The organism is Emticicia sp. W12TSBA100-4, assembly GCF_040253585.1.
In the GTDB taxonomy this organism is placed as follows: domain Bacteria; phylum Bacteroidota; class Bacteroidia; order Cytophagales; family Spirosomataceae; genus Emticicia.
On record NZ_JBELAU010000002.1, the window covers coordinates 200,808 to 216,446 of the forward strand.

13 protein-coding genes are annotated in these 15,639 nt (G+C 37.7%); 4 read left to right on the top strand and 9 right to left on the bottom strand.

From position 1 onward, the window contains the following. Positions 1-74: 74 nt before the first annotated feature. Complete coding sequence (locus ABR854_RS03065; protein ID WP_350263880.1) at positions 75-1,676, bottom strand: DHA2 family efflux MFS transporter permease subunit; 1,602 nt, start codon at positions 1,674-1,676, stop codon at positions 75-77. A gap of 55 nt (positions 1,677-1,731) precedes the next feature. Then, on the bottom strand, positions 1,732-2,775 hold the full coding sequence (locus tag ABR854_RS03070) for an HlyD family secretion protein (protein ID WP_350263881.1): 1,044 nt from the start codon (positions 2,773-2,775) through the stop codon (positions 1,732-1,734). A gap of 202 nt (positions 2,776-2,977) precedes the next feature. On the opposite strand from ABR854_RS03070, the gene ABR854_RS03075 reads away from it, so the two are divergent. The 3 genes from ABR854_RS03075 (at position 2,978) to ABR854_RS03085 (ending at position 5,316) form a co-directional block, all read left to right on the top strand. Beyond that, on the top strand, positions 2,978-3,514 hold the full coding sequence (locus ABR854_RS03075; protein ID WP_350263882.1) for a MarR family winged helix-turn-helix transcriptional regulator: 537 nt from the start codon (positions 2,978-2,980) through the stop codon (positions 3,512-3,514). A gap of 68 nt (positions 3,515-3,582) precedes the next feature. After that, on the top strand, positions 3,583-4,419 hold the full coding sequence (locus tag ABR854_RS03080) for an alpha/beta hydrolase (RefSeq protein WP_350263883.1): 837 nt from the start codon (positions 3,583-3,585) through the stop codon (positions 4,417-4,419). A gap of 93 nt (positions 4,420-4,512) precedes the next feature. Beyond that, a complete protein-coding gene (locus ABR854_RS03085; RefSeq protein WP_350263884.1) occupies positions 4,513-5,316 on the top strand; it encodes an alpha/beta hydrolase in 804 nt (267 codons plus the stop codon). Positions 5,317-5,379: 63 nt separating this feature from the next. On the opposite strand, the gene ABR854_RS03090 is transcribed toward ABR854_RS03085, so the two are convergent. From ABR854_RS03090 to ABR854_RS03120, 7 genes are all read right to left on the bottom strand, one after another. Next, on the bottom strand, positions 5,380-6,390 hold the full coding sequence (locus ABR854_RS03090; RefSeq protein ID WP_350263885.1) for a GntR family transcriptional regulator: 1,011 nt from the start codon (positions 6,388-6,390) through the stop codon (positions 5,380-5,382). A 228-nt stretch (positions 6,391-6,618) separates the two neighbouring features. Beyond that, entirely contained in the window at positions 6,619-8,700 is a 2,082-nt protein-coding gene (locus tag ABR854_RS03095) for a bifunctional aldolase/short-chain dehydrogenase (RefSeq protein WP_350263886.1), read from the bottom strand. Between the two features lie 274 nt (positions 8,701-8,974). Next, positions 8,975-9,445 carry a LytR/AlgR family response regulator transcription factor gene (locus ABR854_RS03100; protein WP_350263887.1) on the bottom strand — a complete coding sequence of 157 codons (471 nt, stop codon included), beginning with the start codon at positions 9,443-9,445 and terminating at the stop codon, positions 8,975-8,977. A gap of 250 nt (positions 9,446-9,695) precedes the next feature. Next, positions 9,696-10,448, bottom strand: coding sequence for a LytR/AlgR family response regulator transcription factor (locus ABR854_RS03105; RefSeq protein WP_350263888.1), 753 nt, complete (start codon positions 10,446-10,448; stop codon positions 9,696-9,698). A gap of 237 nt (positions 10,449-10,685) precedes the next feature. Next, positions 10,686-11,861 (bottom strand): sensor histidine kinase, encoded by a 1,176-nt coding sequence (locus tag ABR854_RS03110; RefSeq protein WP_350263889.1) that lies wholly within the window; start codon positions 11,859-11,861, stop codon positions 10,686-10,688. A 24-nt stretch (positions 11,862-11,885) separates the two neighbouring features. Continuing rightward, positions 11,886-12,335, bottom strand: coding sequence for a DUF3291 domain-containing protein (locus ABR854_RS03115; protein WP_350263890.1), 450 nt, complete (start codon positions 12,333-12,335; stop codon positions 11,886-11,888). 62 nt (positions 12,336-12,397) lie between these two features. Then, positions 12,398-14,161, bottom strand: coding sequence for a phospho-sugar mutase (locus ABR854_RS03120; RefSeq protein ID WP_350263891.1), 1,764 nt, complete (start codon positions 14,159-14,161; stop codon positions 12,398-12,400). 362 nt (positions 14,162-14,523) lie between these two features. Here ABR854_RS03120 and ABR854_RS03125 point away from each other — a divergent pair, with 362 nt between their 5' ends. Continuing rightward, positions 14,524-15,444, top strand: a complete 921-nt coding sequence (locus ABR854_RS03125) for an OmpA family protein (protein ID WP_350263892.1) — start codon at positions 14,524-14,526, stop codon at positions 15,442-15,444. The last annotated feature ends 195 nt before the right edge of the window (positions 15,445-15,639 follow it).

The following is a 15,639-nucleotide window of genomic DNA, read 5'->3' on the forward strand; positions in this document are numbered from 1 at the left end:
TTTTTAGTTTCGATATTTAAGACAAAGACCTGAGGTAAAACACTCATAATCAATGCCTAAAATTGATAATTGTATTAGTGTGATTCGGCGGCTGCTTTGGCGGCTGCGGCAATTTCTTCGGGCGATTTTTTCTTGGTTTTCAATAGCACCACTAATGGCAACACACACAAGAAAAATACGGCCACAATTCTGAAAGTATCTAAATATGCCAAATAGTACGATTGTCGGTCGAGCATCAACTCCAACTGTCGATACGCTTGGGTTGAGGCCTGTGCGATATCGCCCGAGCGAGACATGAAACCCATTTTTATCGCATTGAATTTTTCGAGAAACAATGGATTATTGGGCGTGTAATTTGCCACTAAATCAGAGCGATGTTGAGCGTATTGAATAGCCACATAGTTATTGGCCAATGCAATACCAAATGCTCCACCAAGCTGACGAATCATGTTGGTCAATGAAATACCCGAGCCAAATTCGTTTGGTTTTAAACCTGCAACTGAGGCATTGATGAGCGGTAATTGTAACATAACCGTACCTAAACCACGCAAAACCTGTATCGGATAAAAATCCCAACGTCCCATATCGGCGGTGGCAGTTCCGCTATAAAAACCGAAGAAAGCAAAAATCAAGATTCCCGCAATGACAAAAGGAATAGGCGATGCACCTGCCGACATTCTTTTACCCAAAATCGGAAAAAGTGGCAAAATCGTGAGCGTCGGGAAGAACAAAGATAAACCTGTTTCGTAAGGCGTAAAACCATTGATACGCTGCACCATTACTGGATAAACAAAAACCGATGTAAACAAACCAACTCCCGAAACAAGAACAAAAATCGAAGAGAACGCAAAGTTTCGATTAGCAAACACTCGTAGATTTACTACGGGGTGGTCGGTGTTTAATTCTCGACTGATAAAGCCAACGATTCCGAGTGCGGCAATCAAGGCCATAACCGAAATCTCTCTCGACTGAAACCAGTCTTTCGATTCTCCTTTTTCGAGAATATATTGCAGCGAACCTATTCCGATAATCAACAAGATGATTCCGAAGTAATCAATCTTGATATTGGCTTTATTTTTCCCTTCTCCTTCCTTTCGTGGGATATATAAAATAGTCAAGAGAGTTGCAACGATACAAATCGGAACGTTAATAAAGAAAATATCGCCCCAAGTATAATTATCTACTATATAACCACCCAAACTTGGCCCGAGTGTAGGCCCCAACACGATTCCCATTCCGAAAAGCCCCGAAGCCATGCCTCGTTCTTTTCCTGGGAAAGCATCAAACAAAATAGCTTGTGAAGTTGAGAGCAACGCCCCTCCGCCAATTCCTTGAATAAATCTCCAAAAAACCAATTCCCACAATGAATCTGAGTTTCCGCACAAATAAGATGCAATTCCAAACAAAATCATTGAAACCAAATAATAGTTTTTTCGACCAAAATATTCAGCCAAAAAGCCCGTCATCGGAATCACGATTACGTTGGCAATGGCATACGATGTAATCACCCAAGCTATATCTTCAATTGTTGCCCCCAACGAACCCGCAATCTGATTAAGAGCCACATTGACAATCGTTGTGTCGAGTAACTCCATCACGGCGGCCGTCACGGTTGTCAGTACAATAATAAATCGTGCTGCACCAATGGGCTTTTTTGTATTTTCTGTATTTTCCATAAATATCAAGCCTGCAATTTCCCGCAGCTAAGGGTTTATCTTAGAAACCCTTACATTATTTAAGTTTTACTTCAACCTCTAAACTCATACCTGCACGGAGCTTGTCACGTAATTTTTCAACGCCATCAATCGCAATCTTTACTGGAATTTTCTGCGTCACTTTCACGAAGTTTCCGCTTGCATTATCGGGTGGAAGAAGAGCATATTTTGCACCTGTGGCATCCGAGAAGTCAGCGATTTTTCCTTTCAATTCCATATCAGGGAAAGCATCTAATTTAAGATTTACTTCTTGTCCAACTGCCAGACGGCTGATTTGTGTTTCTTTGAAATTGGCTACCACCCAATAAAGCGAATCTTGCACGATTGTAGCCAATGTTTGCCCTGGTTGAATAAACTGCCCTGGCTCAACACTCTTACGGCCAATTTTGCCACTTTCTGAAGCATACACTTTCGAGTAGGTAAGTTTTAATTTCTGTTGTTCGATTTTTGCTCGTTGCACCGCCAAAGCCGCTTCGGCTTTGTGTAAATTCGATGTAAGCACATCAACACGAGATTTTGAGGCCGTCCAATCTTGTTTTTGGCTATCGTATTGAGCATTCAACACTTCCAAATTAGATTTACTATCATCAACCTGACGCTTCGTAATGGCATTATCGGCAAATAATTTGGCATCACGCTCAGCATCTTTTTGAGCTTTTTCTTTGCGTAAAGCCGTTGTTTTAAGACCAGATTCAGCCGCATTGATTGTCATATTAGCATTTTTGATGCTTGCTTTGGCACTTTCTACGTCTGTGAGCATTTGTTGATACATGGCTTCCATTTCGACCAGTGCTAAGCGTTGTTCGCTATCATCAATATCAACCAATAATTGCCCTTTCTTTACTTGCTCAAAATCTTTCATGTTTACGGCATTTACATAGCCGCCCACTCGTGGCACAACTGGCACCGTGTAGGTTTCGATTTGGGCATTATCAGTGGTTTCGTAGCTTTGGTTGTATTTGTATTTTTGATAAGCATAAGTGGCTGCTCCAATCACAATCAATAAAAGTATGATGCGTGGAATGTAGTTTTTAAACGATTTTTTAGAAGTATTTTCCATTTTAGTGTCCAGTTTCTTGCGTTTGCTTTAGTTTTTCTTTGGTTTGCTATTTTTAATTTAACGGCACAAAGTAAACTAAGTTTACTAAATTAGTCAAGTAAGTTGACAGTTATTTTTTTTGTAGTACCTTTGTCGTATATTTATCTTTTAATCAGAATTTAATTAGAGAGTTAGACCTACCTAATTCATCTCACAATTAGCAATGAACGAAGAATTACTGGCAGAAGTAGCCAAAATGAAAGCCAATAAAGCAAGATTGATGGGTAAACTTCTCAACCGAACCTACCGCTACATGAGCGATTTGGCGGGCGATTACCTGAAAGGCATCGGCTACGACAACTTTCGAGTGGGGCATATTGTGGCTTTAGTACACATCGAAGTAGAAGGCACGAGCATCAATACGTTGGCGGCTGCGGCGGGCATGACCAAACAAGGAATGAGTAAACTCATAAAAGAATTGCAGGAAGAAGGTTTCGTAAAGGGCGAAAAAGACCCAACTGATGCCCGTGCTTTGATAGTAAAATATACCGAAAAGGGTCTGCAAGCCATGATTGACTGGCGAAACTGCACTAATTATATTAATCAGAAGTTTGGAGAAGTGCTTGGCGAAAACAAACTCGAAACGCTCAAAGACCTTTTGGGCGAGTTGGTGCATGAATATGAAAACAATTATGTGAGTAGCTCAAAGAATCCGTTGAATCATCCAATGATGCAAGCCAATTGGATGACGGTCAAATAATTATTGACTTGTGATGGGTGCATCGCCAAAAATTGATAAATTCGCATTGTTTTAAAAACGATGCCTCTATGTCTGTTACCGAAATCATTGTTTTAGTAATAGTTTTGTATGTCATTATTTGTATAGTGGCCTACAAAGTGCAGGAATACTTTATTTTTAAGCCTGAAAAGTTATCGCAAGATTTTGAGTTTCGATACGACGATCATTTTGAAGAACTTTTCTTTGATATGCCCGACGGAGCCAGAATCAACGGACTGCTTTTTTATGATGTAGGCGAAGAAACCCGTGGACTCGTTATTTATTTTCATGGAAACACTCGCAGCATTAAAGGCTGGGCAAAATATGCCAAAGATTTCATTTCGCATGATTATGATGTGTTGATGATAGATTACCGAGGCTTCGGAAAAAGTACGGGTAAACGGCACGAAGAACGAATGTACGAAGACTCACAAGTGGTTTATCATAAGATGCTCGCTAAAGGTTACGACGAAAAAAACATTGTGATTTACGGACGCTCGTTGGGTTCGGGTTTTGCTTGTAAACTGGCCTCAAAAAATCACCCAAAAACTTTAATTCTCGATGCTCCGTATTATAGTTTTTCACAATTAACGAATCGTTTTTTGCCATTTTTGCCTGTTTCGATGCTTTTGCGGTTTTCAATTAGAACCGATAAATATATCAAGTTTGTGAAATGTCCGATTTACATCATTCATGGCACAAAAGATTTTTTGATACCGTTTCGTTCGAGTGTGAAGTTGGCAAAACTTGCCCCGCAGAAAACCCGTTTAGTACCCATTTACGGTGGTGGACATAATAATTTACCATCGTTTCCCGAATATCATAAACATCTCGAAGAAATCTTACTTGATAGATTCGACTTGATATTTGATAAACACCTTTTTTGATTGACGAATTACGAATAAAAAAATCTGCAAACTATTCGTCAATCGTAATTCGTAAATCGTAATTTTTTCACTATTATCCATTAAATTCAACCCGTGTTCAAATTAAAATACCTTCAAATTGCCCTTACGCTTTACGTTGTTCTGATTGCAGGATTAGTGCTTTTTCAGCGATTTATTATTCTACACCCTAAAAAACTGGCAAAAGATTACCTCTATGAATTCCCGAAAGCCGAAGAGTTTTATGTAGTAGTAGCCCCCGAAGTAAAACTCAATGCCCTTAGATTTCCTTCTGAAGATAGTATATCAAAAGGAGTAGTGCTCTATTATCACGGCAATGCCGACAATTTGGCTCGTTGGGGCGAATATGCTTCCGAATTTACGAAACGTGGCTACGATGTTGTGATGTATGACTACCGAGGTTTTGGCAAAAGCAACGGTCGCTTAGACGAACAAAATTTCTTATTCGATGCCCAATACGTTTTCGATGATTTAAGCCGCCGATATAATCCTGACAAAATCGTACTTTACGGCCGTTCGTTGGGATGCGGTGCTGCTATCAAAGTTGCCTCAACAAATGCTGTCAAGAAACTAATTCTCGAAACCCCTTATTATAGTCTGCCAGATGTAGCTTTTAGTCGTTTCCCGATTTTTCCGTTTAAATATGTTTCCGAATTTAAGCTGAATGCCTACGAATGGCTCACGAATGTTCGTAGCGAAATGCACGTTTTTCATGGCACTGACGACGAAATTATACCTTATAAACAAAGTATCAAACTTTTGGCTACTACAAACAGAAACCTTGACAAAACCCTCACTACATTGCAGGGAGGGCATCATCAAGGTCTTGATAAATTTAAGGAGTATCAGACTAAATTGGATGAATTACTGGCTAATTAAGTCTGAAAAGTTGGTAGTAAATTTAGTTCATATAATAGGAAAAATACTTAAAACACACATCCATTATAAACTCTTTCTACGAATCGTGTAGAAAGGGTTTTTTATCTTTATTTGCTTTTTATCAAGCAAAAGAGCAGCGGCGGTTCGGCCCATCGTTTCGAAATCAGTCGTAATTACCGTGATTTCTAATAACTCTTTTAATGTGGTTTCGTTGAACGAAATGATACCAATATCTTCACCCAGTTTTAAGTCTGACTGACGGGTTTTCTTTACCAATTCGGCCAAATCGGTTTCCTCTACAACCAAGTAAGCCGTTCCTGTATGTAATACTTCGTCGAGTGCATTTTCTTTAATCTGAAATTCACGTCCGAAATTTACACAAAACTGACGAAAACCCCGCACAATATCACTCGGATAATTTCCATCGCTCGGAAAAACCAGCACCATTCGGCTATACTTTTCGAGTAAATCATGTAGTTCGTCGAGGGCATCAAAAATATCTTTCTCAAAATCTTGATAAACACTCAAACATGGTTTTGTATATTCGGGTAAATCTTTATCAAGCAAAATGAGTTCTTCCGAAGGAATTTTTTCCAGCGTTTTTAAGGCCAGAGACTTGTCATTTTCTGGAAAAAAATGTGGCATAACTACGTAATAATTATACTTTCCGAGATTATTAGCTATGATTTCGGCAAAAATTCGAGCATCATAATGATGAATCTGCAAATCAACATTAGCTTTATTACCCAAAACTTTCAAGAAAGCATAATAAATCAGCTTTTTATAAGAACTTAACTTATTGAAAACCAACAAGATACGCATCTTATTATTGTCGGTTCGGTTTACATAAAAACCCTTTCCTTGCACCGATGATATAAAACCACGCTCTTTTAGTTCACGATATGCCTTCTCAACAGTATCACGGGCTAAGTAGTACTCTTCACTTAATTCACTAATAGATGGTAGCTGTTCATCTTTTTTCAAAACCGCCCGCTCAATATCAGCAACTATTGACTGTACAATTTGCTTATATTTGGGTGTCTTGTCGTTGGGGTTGAATTGTAGTTTATACATTTTTTTAATGTAGTTATTGGGGAAACCTTCGTAATATTTTGATGCAAACTTGTCTCCATCAAGTATTTCCAAAAGCCTATCGTTTTCGAATAATCGTTAGGTAAATGTACTAATTATTCATCTCACAAACTCATTTGGGTTAAATATAAAAATGAGTGAATTAAGCAATTCACTCATTCTGCTCTCACCTATGTCGGCTAAATTTCTCCGACCCACTTAACCTTTCTTTTATCTTACAAATGCCACTGCCACACCACCATCAACGTTCAGAATATTTCCAGTTGATTTTGATAAACTTCCATCAACAAATACCTTTACGGCTTTGGCAATATCTTCGGTCAGAATTTCTTCGTTCAGAAGCGTACGTGACGCATACATTTTTGGTAAATCTTCTACTTTTATACCGTAAGCTTTTGCTCGGCCTTCGGCCCATTCACCTTCCCAAATCTTACTTCCACGCAAAACAGCATCTGGATTTACAGTATTTACTCTGATTTTATCTTTACCCAATTCGGCAGCCATGAGGCGAGTCATGTGAGCTTGAGCAGCTTTAGCTGTGCCATAGCCAACATTATTTGGCCCCGCAAAAAGGGCATTTTTGCTTGCAATATTCACAATATCGCCACCTGTTGCCTGCTGACGCATAATTCTGACTGCCTCCTGCGACACCAAAAACTGCCCTTTTACCAATACATCCTGCAATAAATCCCAGTCGGCAATTGTATGGTCTTCGAGTGGTTTTGAAATCGAAAGACCAGCACAGTTTACGATAATGTCAACACCTCCAAACTGCAAAACAGCATTTCGCAATGACTCAGCAATACCCTCCGAACTCGTTACATCAATATTGGTCGTAATAGCCGAATCTTTACCAAATTTCTGACGCAACTCAGCTTGTGTTTCGCTCAACAAATTACGGTCAGCGGCTACAACACATGCACCCTCTTTCAATAATTCTTCGCAAATTGCTTTACCAATACCGCCAGTTCCACCCGTAACGAAAGCCACTTTACCCGATAATGGCTTTGGTTTTGGCATCCGCTGCAATTTTGCTTCTTCCAGTAACCAATATTCGATATTAAAAGCTTCTTGTTCATCTAAGCCTACATATTCTGAAACTGCCTCAGCACCTTTCATTACATTAATGGCATTTGTGTAAAATTCGGCCGCCACACGAGCAGTTTGTTTGTCTTTGGCAAAAGTAAACATGCCCACTTGCGGATATAGAATCACGACTGGGTTAGAATCACGAATGGCAGGGCTGTTATTATGTTTACAACGCTCATAATAAGCCGTATAATCGGCACGGTAAGCCTCGAACTGAGCTTCGATTGATTCTTTTGAAGTGCCAGTCAGCACCATCGGGCGAATTTTTGTACGCAAGAAGTGGTCAGGACAACTCGTACCTTTTTGTGCCAAACGCTCTAAATCATTTGAGTTGACATATTCTAACACACGAGCATCGTCAGTAAAATGACCCACCATCAGGCGATAACTCGAAGCCAAACCACGCAACGTAGGCATGATTACGGCAGCGGCCAATTTACGCTCTTCGGCTGGCTTTGATTCTACTTTTGCTCCACCAAAAACTGGGCTTTTTTTCCCATAATTAGCCTCCAAATATTCAGAAGCCATTTCGATAACTTCGAGTGTATTCATATAAGAATCATACGAAGTATCGCCCCAAGTAAACAATCCGTGTCCACCCAAGATTACCCCACGAAGATTCGGATTTTCTTCAACAGTTTTTGATAATTGAAGTCCCAAATCGAAACCTGGTTTTTGCCACGGCAGCCACGCCATCGTATCGCCCCAGATTTCTTTCATAATAGCTTCGCCATCTTTGCTTGCGGCAATCGCAATGAGTGCATCAGGATGAAGGTGGTCGATGTGTTTGAAAGGAAGAAGCCCGTGAAGTGGCGTGTCAATCGAAGGTGCAGCACATTTAGGATCGAACAAACAGTGGTCGAAAAGAGCCACCATTTCGTCTTCAAATGCCAAACCTCGATATCTTTTCTTTAAAGCGTGAAGTTTATTAACATAGAGGTTTGCACAACCTTTTTTAGTTAAGGTTCCAATATCACCGCCTGAGCCTTTTACCCACATTACTTCGGCAGATTCGCCCGTAATGGGGTCAGTTTCAGTAATTTTACACGAAGTATTTCCTCCAGCATAATTTGTAAGGCGTAAATCAGCACCAAGCAGATTTGAGCGATAAATAAATAAATCTACTTCGTTTTGAGCTAATTCAGCGGCTTTTGTCTCATCCCACAAATAGCTAACATGATTGAATGTTAGTGTTTTTTCCATAATAATCTTTATAATGTTTGCTTTTTATATCTAATAATAGTGGTACAAAACTGCGGGCATTTATGGCACGAATCTTCATGTACTCACCTGTAAAAGATATTTTAGCGTAAATAAAGAATCTGAAACAACACTGGACAGAATGTCAAAAGAGAAAAAATGCAGAAAATCGGTCAGGCCTTTGGTACAGGCCCTCTGTAAAACAAAATAAAGTGCCAGATTAAACCAGCACTTTATTCCTCGTAACCCAAAAAGTAAAAATTAACCACGAGTACTATTAAGAAACTCGGATCGTAGTCTTCAATTTAATCGTAGAAGAAACGTTTTGTCCTGTGTTACGTAGAAATCTACGATAACTACGACGGAAATCAGCCGCTTTTCTGCGAGAAATAAATATCTTTTGATCATGAATCAACACTTCACCGCCTCTGCAATTAAAATACAAATCATCTACATATTCGAGATTGATAATGTAAGAGCGGTGAGGTCTTACGAAATTAGAGATTTCAAGAAGCTCTTCTTCAAAAATCCTAAGCGTTTTTGAACTGATAATTTCTCTACCATCTTTTAATTTAAAGATAGTGTAGTTTTTTGCACTTTTCAGATACAAAATGTCACCAAGTTGAATCATGTTGCGTTTGCCCGCAACTCTCATCGCCAAGTTTGTTCCAGTGGGTTGGCTAACCACATTTTGAACTACCGTAAAACCTTCCAGGCTCATCGGAGTTGAGTAAAGCAGTTTATTCATACGATTTATAAAGGAAAGCTTAAATATGCTATTGAAATAATGAGAGCAATTTATGTTCCATAATTGAACGGTACAACTACAAATCGGTAAGTGGCGGCTAAAAATCGGTAAGTGGCGGTTTTATTTTTAAACGGTAGCTTTTTTGATAGGGAATTCCAAATTTGGCACAATTTTTATATTTTTTTTAACTTTTTCATGAACATTTACTAAAATGATTAAACGGTCACATTTTTATTTCATCAAAAACTTATCAAAAATTATTGAGCCATTCTAAAAACTCTTGTTTACGTCGGCGAGAAACTGGAAGCTCATTACCTTGTTCGGTGAGGATGGTTCCTCCCTCTCCTTTTACATATTTCTTTATGTAATCTCGATTAACTAAAAATGAATGGTGAATTCGGAAGAAATCATAATTAGCCAAAATATCTTCAAATTCCTTAATATTTTTAGATACGGTAAGTTTTTGGCTATCGGTTAGGTGAATGTAGGTATAATCATCATCGGCTTCGCAATATACTATTGTATTGACCGGCACAAATTGAAATCCATTGACTACTGAAATCGGAATTTTATTGGTTTTATCTCTTGGGTGGCGTAAGTTATTGATTAGATGTTCAAGGTTATTTTGCGTGTGCTTTCCTTCAATACGTTTTTTGGCTTTCGATACCGCTTCTTTTACCTCTTCTATATTGATAGGTTTCAATAAATAATCTAATGCACTAAATTTAATAGCTGTTACGGCATAGCGGTCAAAGCCTGTTGTGAAGATTACTTCAAAATTAGGTTTGGGTATTCTCTCCAGTAGGTCGAACCCACTGCCATGTGGCATCTCTACATCAAGAAAAACAATATCAGGTGAAACCGCATGAATAAGTGTATATGCTTCTTGAATCGAATTAGCAGTACCTACTATCTCGACTTCATTTGAACAAAACTGTTGAAGAATTATCTTCAAGGTTTCGACACTACGATTTTCGTCATCAACTATTATAGCCTTATACATTATGCAAATCTTGATTTTAACCAATCTGACTTTTAAAAAACGTATTTTAAAACACCAAGCTAAGAAAAATATCTTCTTACATCAGAATAGCTCTATTTCTAATTTGACATAAGTTACTACTAATCAACTATTTAATGCTTCAATTTGTTTTGTCGGGTTTTGTTGAGTAAAAGTTTAATAGCAAAAGTAAGATGTGAGATAAGGTTATGTTTTGCAAAAGAATAAAATCATTGGGTATTAACCAAATTTTGGGAATTTTATTTCGATTAAAGTGCCAACGTCAATATTTGCATCATTTGTTGAAGTAATTCGGTCGGCTATAGAGAAACGAATATCAGAATCAGCAATCATATTAAATGTTCGGAGACGCTCTTCGGTTATCTTTAAGCCCTGTGATTGATACCCTTTTCGAGATTTAGCTTGTATCTGTTTAGCTCGCTCCCGTCCCACACCATCATCTTCTATTCTACAAACTAAAAATTTGCCTTGATTATAAAAATTTATGTATAAATTCCCCTTTGTTTCTTTATATCGAAGACCATGGTTGATTGCATTTTCGATGAAAGGCTGTAAAATCATCGTCGGAATATCAACAAATTGATTGACATCGGGCGAAATATCAAAATGGTAATCAAATTTATTATCAAATCTGAGTTTCTCCATTTCAACGTATAGGCTCAGCAATTTTATCTCGTCCGAAAGTGTAATGTATTTGCTTCTTGATGAGTCTAAGAACAAGCGTATGAGATTAGCAAATTTTGATAGATAGTTATTAGCTGAAATACTATCACGGGTCAGGATAAAACTCTGTACGGCGTTCAGTGCATTGAATACAAAGTGTGGGTTCATTTGCAATTGCAAAGTCCTTAGTTCAAGCTCGGTTACTTGCTTATAATGGCGTTGCTCTTCATCAGCCCAAAACTTCAAGAAACGCTCACGACCATAAAACAAGCCAAAGAGTGTCACAAAACAAGCTCCCCAAAACCACCACGAACGCCACCACGGATACTCAATCTTGAATTCTACGAATATTGGCTTACTTGATTGATGATTAATGGTAGATGTTGCGATGATTTCAAATCTGTATATGGCAGGACTTAGCGAATCTACTCTAATTTCATTGCTTTTTGTAGTTATCCAAGGATATGTTTTGTCTCCCTCAAAACTATTTTCTACGATTCTATATCTATACGATACATCTGAAACCTGTGGCTGTGTAGTCAACCTCACTTCTATGGCATTATCTTCGTAACCAATGCTATACGTGTTTGAAATTGGCTTGATTCTTCCTGCTATCTCAACTTCACTAATGATAGTTTTAAGAGTAGTATTAAAAAATGTGGAATCTTGACTGTAAATCTCAGGACTTGCTAAAACGCATAATAAAGCAATTATGAAGCAAAATCTTGACATTTATGGCGGTATTGACAAATTGGATTAAACAGTGGGTAAAAATACATCTTTAAATGTGAATGAAAAAGGAGTTGCACCATTTTTATTGATACTCTCTAATCTTTCTTTAGCATCTTTGGGTGTTGGCATATAGCTTTCTGGAATCCACCACAAAGCAAGCATTGCTTCGGAGGGTTTAGCAAACCATTTATTACGCCCTCGCATTACTTGAGCATGAGCCGTTTTAAACGCAAATTCTTTTAGGTCTTCGATACTTTCCCAAACTGACATATTGATGATAATCATATCATCTTCAAAAACTCTAAGGGCTGTTGCGTTTTCGTTTTCTCCTTTGAGCCGCCATACGAAACCTTTGCTTTGTTCGGCAAGTGCATTTATCTCGTCGAGCTGTGCAACGAAATCAGCCAATAACGGACTATCAATCGGCTCCAGTAATTTTGAGATATTTACTTGGGCGAGGTGAAACTTTTGCATTTGATTAAATAGAAAAAAACCTGTAAGTTTTTCTTCCTTACAGGTCTTATTATTTTTTAATATCAGTTTAAATTTAACTCTACTTGAATAGACTTCACTTTTTCTTTTAGGGTCTCTAAAGTAGCATCAAACTCGTCTTTTTTCTTCAATTTGGCTCTTACTCCCACATAAAACTTAATTTTTGGTTCAGTTCCTGATGGGCGACAGGTAAATTTAGTACCATCTGCCGTAAAGAATTGAAGTACGTTTGATGATTCGATACCCAATTCGCCTGCTGGTATAGTTTTTTCTTCACCTGTTTTTAAATCTTTTGTGATAAGCGATTTGTAATCATCCATACGGATAACTTTCGAACCTGCCAATGATTTTGGTGGTTTTGCTCTAAAATCAAGCATCATTTGTTGGATTTCTTCAGCTCCAGTTTTGCCTTTTTTAGTTAAAGAAATAAGTCCTTCGTAGTAGAAACCATTCTTTTGGTACATTTCAGCTAAGAAGTCAAACAATGAAAGGCCTTCATTTTTGGCAAACGCTGTTAGTTCGGCAATCATGGCACAACTTGCAATTGCATCTTTATCACGCACTTTATCGCCAATCAAATAACCGTAGCTTTCTTCTCCACCGCCAATAAAGGTTTGTTTACCTTCCATTTCTCTAATTACTTGAGCAATATATTTGAAACCTGTAAGTGTATTATAACAATTTACACCCGCTTTGGCTGCCATTTCGTCAATCAAATCGGTTGTTACGATTGTTTTCGCTACAAATTCGTTACCAGTTAATTTTTTGGCTTTTTTCCATGCTTTCAACAAATAGTAGATAATCAAACTTGCTGCTTGATTTCCATTTAATAATTGCCACTCGCCTTTCGGATCTTTAACGGCCATGCCTACACGATCGGCATCAGGGTCAGTTGCTATTACTAAATCAGCATTGATTTCTTTGGCTTTTTTCAATGCCAAACTCATAGCTTCTTGCTCTTCTGGATTTGGATAAACCACCGTCGGGAAGTTTCCATCAGGTGTAGCTTGCTCTTCTACGATGTTTACATTCGTGAAACCCAGTTGAGCTAAAGCTTTTGGAACCATAGTGATACCCGTTCCGTGAATTGATGAAAATACAATATTAAGGTCTGATTGTTTTTTAATCATTCTCGGATTTACGCAGATACTTTTTACAGCTTTCAAATAGGCCTTATCAAGCACTTCGCCAATCATCTTGATGCGTTTTTTTACACCTCTAAACTTAATGTCCTTAACATTAGTAATGGCGTTTACTTCAGCTACTATATTTTTATCGTGCGGAGCAACTACCTGCGAGCCATCTACCCAATAAACTTTATAGCCGTTATATTCACGTGGGTTGTGCGATGCCGTAATAACAATACCACTTTGGCAACCCAGCTGACGCACAGTAAACGAAAGCTGTGGTGTAGGACGAAGCTCTTTGTACAAATAAACAGTAATGCCATTGGCCGAAAGAATATCAGCCGCAACACGAGCAAATTCGGGTGAAAAATTACGGCTATCGTGAGCAATTGCTACTTTAATTTCTTGTCCAGCAAAAGTCTTATTCAGATAATTTGCCAAACCTTGTGTGGCTGCACCAACCGTATATTTATTCATACGATTAGACCCAACACCTATCTCGCCACGCATACCCCCAGTACCGAATTCTAAATTTTTATAAAAAGAATCGGTTAGCTGAGTGGCATTCTCATCATCAATGAGTTGTTGAATACTTGCTTTGGTTTCGGCATCGTATTTGCCTTTGAGCCAAGTCTTGATGTTTTTTTCTGCTGTTGTATCTAATTTAAGTGCTTTTAGCATGACTACGTTCTTATGGTTGAATTTTACAAATAAAGAATTTAAACAAATTAAATGAAGTTTTTGATGTTTTTCAAGAATGTCTAATATTTTACACGCACTTTATTAAAAAATTCCCCAAAAATACCCATTCTGAGGGCTGGCATAATATTTCTTCCACTTTTCTTTAAAATTTTTACGTATATATTGTTAACTACTTTTATAGAAAGTCTAAAAATACTCAAAAACTGCTTACGTCATGTTTAATATTGAAATCGTCGATAAATTATAAGAATCTTTTTTTAAAATATTTTATTTTATCAATTTTACAGTAGAAATTTGTCTTTTAATTACAGCTCAAACCAAATTATAAATAATATTCAAACATGAAAATGTCATTAAAACCAGTACTCGTTTTATTTGTAGGATTATCTCTGACATCGTGCGTTGCGAAAAAAAAGCTTACTGCTTTACAATCTCAGTACGATAAGGCCCAGGCTGATTTAGTCAAATGCGGAGATTCAGTACAAGATTACAAAGATAAACTTGAGCGTATGAGCAAATTACAGCAAGAAAGCGAAGCTCAGAAAAACGCAACTCTTGCAACAGTTCAACAGCGTGACCAGCAAATCAACGACTTGAAAGACCAAGTTGCTGATTTAAGAAAATTGCGTGATAAACAAGTGGAGCAAGTTGGTAACTTAACCGTGTTATCGAAAGCTGCCAATGATAATATCGACAAAACTTTATCACAACTGGCTACTAAAGACAAATATATCAATTTAATTCAGGCGGCTCGTACAAAAACAGATTCTATCAATTTAGCTTTGGCGGTTAATTTGAAAAGCGTATTGAATCAAGGGCTTGACGACCAAGATGTAGAAGTAAAAGTTGATAAAACTGTGGTGATGATTAATATCTCAGATAAAATGTTGTTTAGCACAGGAAGCTCAAAAATTTCACCAAATGCCAATGCGGTGTTGAACAAAATTGCTCAAATCGTAAAATCAAGACCAGATTTAGAGGTGATGGTTGAAGGTTATACTGATAATGTAGCTATCAAAACCGACTGCCTTGACGACAACTGGGATTTGAGCGTGAAACGTGCTACATCAGTGGTGCGTACATTACAACAAAACTTCGGCATTGACCCTAATAAGTTGATTGCAGCAGGTAGAGGTGAATTTAATGCCCTTACTACTAACGATACTTCTGAAAACCGTGCAAAAAATCGTCGTACTCGCATTATATTAATGCCAAAAATTGACCAATTCTACGATTTATTGAATCCTGATAAAGTTAAGTAAGTACTGAATCACAATGAATAATGGATAATTGAGAATGGATAATGCTGATTATCAGCGAATTAAACCAATTCATTTAACCTTTAAATCAACAATAGTTTTGTAAAACAAAAACGGTGAATATTTCAGAAATATTCACCGTTTTTATTTTGTATGAGATAAAATAAGTTTTTGTATTGCAGCATTATCCATTCTCAA

Excerpts from the sequence above, each read along its gene's own strand:
- ABR854_RS03065 (WP_350263880.1), bottom strand. The coding sequence starts at position 1,676 with ATGGAAAATACAGAAAATACAAAAAAGCCCATTGGTGCAGCACGATTT.
- ABR854_RS03070 (WP_350263881.1), bottom strand. The coding sequence starts at position 2,775 with ATGGAAAATACTTCTAAAAAATCGTTTAAAAACTACATTCCACGCATC.
- ABR854_RS03075 (WP_350263882.1), top strand. The coding sequence starts at position 2,978 with ATGAACGAAGAATTACTGGCAGAAGTAGCCAAAATGAAAGCCAATAAA.
- ABR854_RS03080 (WP_350263883.1), top strand. The coding sequence starts at position 3,583 with ATGTCTGTTACCGAAATCATTGTTTTAGTAATAGTTTTGTATGTCATT.
- ABR854_RS03090 (WP_350263885.1), bottom strand. The coding sequence starts at position 6,390 with ATGTATAAACTACAATTCAACCCCAACGACAAGACACCCAAATATAAG.
- ABR854_RS03095 (WP_350263886.1), bottom strand. The coding sequence starts at position 8,700 with ATGGAAAAAACACTAACATTCAATCATGTTAGCTATTTGTGGGATGAG.
- ABR854_RS03100 (WP_350263887.1), bottom strand. The coding sequence starts at position 9,445 with ATGAATAAACTGCTTTACTCAACTCCGATGAGCCTGGAAGGTTTTACG.
- ABR854_RS03105 (WP_350263888.1), bottom strand. The coding sequence starts at position 10,448 with ATGTATAAGGCTATAATAGTTGATGACGAAAATCGTAGTGTCGAAACC.
- ABR854_RS03110 (WP_350263889.1), bottom strand. The coding sequence starts at position 11,861 with ATGTCAAGATTTTGCTTCATAATTGCTTTATTATGCGTTTTAGCAAGT.
- ABR854_RS03115 (WP_350263890.1), bottom strand. The coding sequence starts at position 12,335 with ATGCAAAAGTTTCACCTCGCCCAAGTAAATATCTCAAAATTACTGGAG.
- ABR854_RS03120 (WP_350263891.1), bottom strand. The coding sequence starts at position 14,161 with ATGCTAAAAGCACTTAAATTAGATACAACAGCAGAAAAAAACATCAAG.
- ABR854_RS03125 (WP_350263892.1), top strand. The coding sequence starts at position 14,524 with ATGAAAATGTCATTAAAACCAGTACTCGTTTTATTTGTAGGATTATCT.